Genomic DNA, 4,985 nt, shown 5'->3' with positions numbered 1-4,985 from the left:
CATTCAAGGTATCGTATAGTGCTAGGGAAGGAAAAAATAGCGCCCTTTTAGTAGGTGTCAAATTCGCTTTTGCTTAGATGGCAATCGATTCCTTCCAACTGCCATACCTGTCTCAATATTTGCTTGGTAGGAGTAACAGCGAATTATGAATTTTTCGAAACTCATTTACATCAGCTTATTGCTCTCGCTCTTCAGCTCATTTTCCAATGCGATAACTCAAACGAGCATTCGCTACCCTCAGCCAGGCGAAGTATTCACCAAACATCACAGTTACCCAATAGAGCTATTAAAGCTAGCCCTAAGTTATCATTCGGTGCCTCTAACAGTAGAACCCTCGCAGTATTTTATGACACAAGGCCGGGCTATCAAACAGTTGAGCCAAAGCAAGGGTATCGATGTGATGTGGACCATGACTTCCAAAGAACGAGAGTCAGAAGTAAAGCCTATTAGAATCCCTATTTATAAAGGCTTGATTGGCTGGCGCTTGTTCCTGACAACACCCGAGCAGTTGGCAACACGAAAACAAAGCCAAGATTTAAGGGCTTTAAAAAAAGCCACACTCATTCAAGGGCATGACTGGCCCGATACCAACATATTGAGATATAACAATTTTAAGGTACAAACTGGCCCCAGTTACGAAGGCTTATTTCAAGTGTTGTCACTTAATCGGGCGGAACTCTTTCCTCGCTCTATTATCGAGATCTGGGATGAACTAGAAACGCATCAACATCGCAACATTACCCTTGAGCCTCACACGCTACTCAGCTACCCGACCGCTACGTATTTCTTTGTCGCACAAGAAAATACGGCCTTAGCTAGCCTTATAGAAGAGGGGCTTCAGAAAGCCCTGTTGGACGGAAAGTTCGATGCGCTGTTCCAGCAGTATTATGCTGATCTGATACTGAAGGCTAATTTAAAGCAGCGACTACACTATCGCCTGATTAACCCTTTGCTTCCTGAAGCGACACCACTAGACCAGAAAGCTCTCTGGTTTCATTTAGATAAAGACTGAAAGCATCATTACTTTCAGCCTCTATACCAAGAGAAACTTAGTGTTTGTGCTTATGTTTATTGGGTTTATCGTGCTGGCTCGCATGCAAACTATTAAAGACGATTTTGATCCAGGTAGGCTCATTTAAGAAACCGTTTTCCCACTCGTCCCATTTTGCACTCAAACCTGCACTTTGTATCTCTTCCAGGCTCTTGTCATTCATCATGCTCTCGACCTCTTTCGCCGTACCACGCAACATGTCTCTGAAGGCAATAAGGTCTGGCTTCGTTGCCATTGGTCCGTGCCCAGGCACAATTTGGGTTGAGTCATCGATAGAATCTAAAATTCGATCAATATTCTGGGCGACACCTCGTACACGCCCACCTGCATCCACATCAACAAAGGGGTAAAAGCCGTTAAAGAAATGGTCACCCAAATGGACAATATTTTGTTCTTTAAAGAAGATCACGCTATCGCCATCAGTATGTCCGATTGGCAAGTGCATTACAGAAATATCATGCCCGTTAAAGTGGATAGTCATACGATGATCATAGGTAATATCCGGCAGCGCATGCTTTGGGTATGGTTCCGACACCATGTTAAACAGCTTAACCTCTTGACGAGAGTTCAAACGCTGATAAACATTATCATGCGCGACAACGGTAGGCTCTTTACCCAAGAGCTTATTGCCTTGAGTATGGTCACCATGCGAATGCGTATTTAGGATGTACTTAAGCGGTTTACCAAAAGTATCAAGTGTTTTCTCTAAACCACCTGACATATCGGCATAGTCACTATCGACAACCCGTCATCACCTTCGGACAATAAGATATTCCCGCCCTTTCCCTGAAGAAAGTGAAAGCCTGGCTTTAACTCAGTCACTTTAAACTGCTTAGTACTATGGTGGTGGTTTTCTGCAACACTTAAATTTGCAGACAATAACAACATGAGGCTGGCGCCCGCTTTAATTACGTTCACTAATTTATCTCCCTATTGATTGAGTCTTTAACATGCAAACATGTGAAGCGAAACGACCACCAAGCAGAGTATTTCTGCTTCATTTCCTTCTAAAGCGCCTTGAGTATATCAGTCTTATAATTTCCTCTCACCAACATTCAGGCTAAGGTAAATATGCGCTTAATTCAGGATAAGAACAAATACCGCAGCGATCACTAAGCTCCTGGAAGTGATAGCCTGTCGCTTGTTATTATTCTCAGCATTCTAAATACATATAAAATATATATCAGGTATATTTATTATATATTTTACCTATCAGTCTATTGTCATTACTATCGCCTCATCATACAAAAAACAAAGAGAACATTATGAAGCCCTTAGTCATGAGACTTACCATGCTGATCCCTCTCCTGCTTATCACTTTCACAAGCAGCACATCAACTTTTGCTGGAGAGATGATACCTGCAAATCTTAGTTTTTCAGTTATCGTCACCGCTGAATCAGGCGGCGCGCAAGAAGCGATGGTGGTATCCAGTGGTAGCTGGTTTACTCAGCGAACGTTAGTGCATAACGCAATTCTTATCAAACATCCAAAGGGTGATTTGCTCTGGGATAGCGGCATCGGCACTGAAGTCGAAGAACAAATGCAAGTATTCGCTTTTTGGGAGAAACAGTTGTTCGCGATCGAAAACGTTAAACCCGCCATTAGCCAGTTAAACGCGAATAACTACCCCATCAGCACAATTAAAGCCATCATCCCTAGCCATATGCACTGGGATCATGTCAGTGCAATTGAAGACTTCCCAGCAACACCGGTATGGATTCAACAGCAAGAGCATGACGCCGCGCACCAAGGCAAGCCACCCGGCTTTGTCTTATCGCAATTTGATAGTCCTGACATCAAATGGCAATTCATAAAGCTCTTAGATCAACCCTACCAAGGCTTCGATAAAAGTTTGGATATCTACGGTGACGGCAGCTTAGTGTTAGTCGACCTGGCCGGGCACTCGCAAGGGCACTTGGGTCTTTTTGTTAATACGCCAGACAAAGGGCGCTATTTCTTCATTGGCGATGCAACATGGGCGATCAAAGGAATTCAAGACAACCGCGGCCGTCCGAAGATTGTTCAGTGGGCAACTGGTGTCGATAATAACGTAGACCAAGCGGAAAAAGTCATCGATCAAATTCACTCTTTAAGCAAACGTGACCCTGACTTAGTGATCGTCCCGGCTCATGACGAACTGGTCACGGCAAAACTGCCCAACTATCCCAGCTTTTTATAAGATGGATTTACACCAAGGCTAACAAAGTGAACTACCAGCAACTTGATGCCATCGCCGATGCCTATATCCCTTTGTTAGGACTGCTTGTACTTGGCTTTATCGCCAGACAAATCCTTAATAAACAATACCGAACAGCAGCCAGGTTCAGTCTACAAACCTTGGTATCAGTAGCGCTGGTTTACGCCTTAATGGCTCTGGATAACTATTTTCTTATTTGGCCTACAGTCTCACTAGACTACAGCACTCATACAGCATTATCCCTGGCCTTAGTGATGTTATTAACTCAAGGTTCAACGTTTCAAGTTCACTGGCAAGTTGCCTTGGGAGTATCATTCTTAGCGTATGCGATTTTAATGCTTTACCAGCAATATCATACTATTGCAGACATAGTCAGCACCGCTTTCATCCTGGTTCCGAGTCTGTTTATTATTAACAGGAAACTGGTCTCTAAAGACCCAAATTGGGAACACTGTTCAGCTAAGCCTTATAAGAGTTCATAAAGTCGATGCCTGGCTTTAAGGCGCATCGCCAAACTAAAGCTGCTTCCTCACAAAAGTTAGGGTAGGTATCTTCAATAGCCTGAATGAAAGAGTCTACGAAAAGTTTATACATATATTCGTCAGCTCGAACTTTATCGGCGTGATGTCGAGCGATAGTTTTTAGGTATTCGCTTTCTTTATTAGTACAGTAGAATTTGACTAAGTGCTTTATAGATTCTCGAAGCATTTGCTTCTGCTTATCCATATCGATATAAGCAAAAGCATTTTTTATTAAATTAGAGCTATTAAAAAAGTGTGTATAGAAAGAATCAAAAAAGTTGCTATCGTTACTCAGAATAAAATCGTAACTATCGTCAAAATGACTCCCGAGAGATTCAATCATCCCCATTACTTAAGCGCTCCAATGCAATTTTTATTCAGAAAGAAAATATTTTAGACTAAACATGCACATTGTTCTAAGTAATTATCGTTTTCACTCAGATGATATTCCAAGGCTGCAGATACGAGTAGTCTTATAGCCAGCCGGGATAAATTACTCGCTAAACTCTTCTAAGATAATCTTTAGGCGTACATCCAGTCCAACGTTTAAACGCTCTCAAAAAGCTAGCGGACTCAGCGTAACCTAACTGATCAGCCAATGCGGCCACTGACACTTTCCCTGCAGCCATCATCCCTAGACAGCGCTGTTTCTTATGCTCATCCAGGATACCTTGGTAACTCGTGTTGGCAGCGCTTAGTTTTCTGCGGAAGGTACGCTCACTCACAGAAAACATCTTTGCCACTTCAGGAACGCTTGGAAAGCGCCCTTCGTAGCCTTCAATGACTTGCTTGGTTTGTGAAACAATATCTTCATCTTGCGAATAGAACTTACGTAATAGCTCATAAGCTTGAACTCGATATAGCTGATGAGCGAGAGGGTTCCCGTGCTTCATCGCCACACTCAAAATGACGCGTGGAAGCCGAAACCAGTTATAGGGCTGATCGAAATGTAAATCAAAGTCGATATATTTCTGATACTCCGCCAAACACTTACCTTCAGGCTTAGGCCGAGCAGTACCTGCAGCAATTAGTATTTCGTTTGGTTTTTCAAGAAACTCCCTTACAAAGATATAGGTTCCCATAAGGTCTCTGTCGGCAATAAATGTCCTGAGTTTAGGTGAGGCCTCTGGTAAGGTATAACGTAGCTCTATCCAATCTTTATCAAAATGCAAAGTCATATGTGAAAAGAGCAGTGATAATGACTGAAATTGAGCG

The 4,985-nt window shown here is 42.7% G+C and carries 7 protein-coding genes; 3 read left to right on the top strand and 4 right to left on the bottom strand.

Annotation, left to right across the window (positions count from 1 at the left end):
* Positions 1–145 precede the first annotated feature (145 nt).
* Positions 146–1,012 (top strand): hypothetical protein, encoded by an 867-nt coding sequence (locus tag A3756_RS11975; protein ID WP_068514500.1) that lies wholly within the window; start codon positions 146–148, stop codon positions 1,010–1,012.
* Between the two features lie 37 nt (positions 1,013–1,049).
* Here A3756_RS11975 and A3756_RS11970 read toward each other — a convergent pair whose 3' ends face one another.
* Positions 1,050–1,772: an MBL fold metallo-hydrolase gene (locus A3756_RS11970; RefSeq protein ID WP_068567991.1), complete on the bottom strand. Its 723-nt coding sequence runs from the start codon at positions 1,770–1,772 to the stop codon at positions 1,050–1,052.
* The gene (locus A3756_RS27705) at positions 1,757–1,969 is read right to left on the bottom strand and encodes a hypothetical protein (RefSeq protein ID WP_068567935.1); all 213 of its coding nucleotides are present in this window, start codon (positions 1,967–1,969) and stop codon (positions 1,757–1,759) included. The genes A3756_RS11970 and A3756_RS27705 overlap by 16 nt, the downstream gene beginning before the upstream one ends.
* A gap of 347 nt (positions 1,970–2,316) precedes the next feature.
* Here A3756_RS27705 and A3756_RS11965 point away from each other — a divergent pair, with 347 nt between their 5' ends.
* Positions 2,317–3,231 (top strand): MBL fold metallo-hydrolase, encoded by a 915-nt coding sequence (locus A3756_RS11965; RefSeq protein ID WP_082865226.1) that lies wholly within the window; start codon positions 2,317–2,319, stop codon positions 3,229–3,231.
* A gap of 26 nt (positions 3,232–3,257) precedes the next feature.
* Positions 3,258–3,731, top strand: a complete 474-nt coding sequence (locus A3756_RS11960) for a hypothetical protein (RefSeq protein WP_068515874.1) — start codon at positions 3,258–3,260, stop codon at positions 3,729–3,731.
* Here A3756_RS11960 and A3756_RS11955 read toward each other — a convergent pair.
* On the bottom strand, positions 3,709–4,113 hold the full coding sequence (locus A3756_RS11955) for a globin (protein WP_082886007.1): 405 nt from the start codon (positions 4,111–4,113) through the stop codon (positions 3,709–3,711). The two genes, A3756_RS11960 and A3756_RS11955, sit on opposite strands and share 23 nt — an antisense overlap.
* A gap of 157 nt (positions 4,114–4,270) precedes the next feature.
* Positions 4,271–4,985 (bottom strand): AraC family transcriptional regulator (locus A3756_RS11950; RefSeq protein WP_068553564.1); only part of this gene is annotated, 715 nt, incomplete at its 5' end.

This window comes from Oleiphilus sp. HI0086 (assembly GCF_001635225.1).
The sequence above is the reverse complement of the archived record's forward strand: the minus strand, read 5'-3'. Positions and strand labels throughout refer to the sequence as shown.

Excerpts from the sequence above, each read along its gene's own strand:
- A3756_RS11975 (WP_068514500.1), top strand. The coding sequence starts at position 146 with ATGAATTTTTCGAAACTCATTTACATCAGCTTATTGCTCTCGCTCTTC.
- A3756_RS11970 (WP_068567991.1), bottom strand. The coding sequence starts at position 1,772 with ATGTCAGGTGGTTTAGAGAAAACACTTGATACTTTTGGTAAACCGCTT.
- A3756_RS11965 (WP_082865226.1), top strand. The coding sequence starts at position 2,317 with ATGAAGCCCTTAGTCATGAGACTTACCATGCTGATCCCTCTCCTGCTT.
- A3756_RS11955 (WP_082886007.1), bottom strand. The coding sequence starts at position 4,113 with ATGATTGAATCTCTCGGGAGTCATTTTGACGATAGTTACGATTTTATT.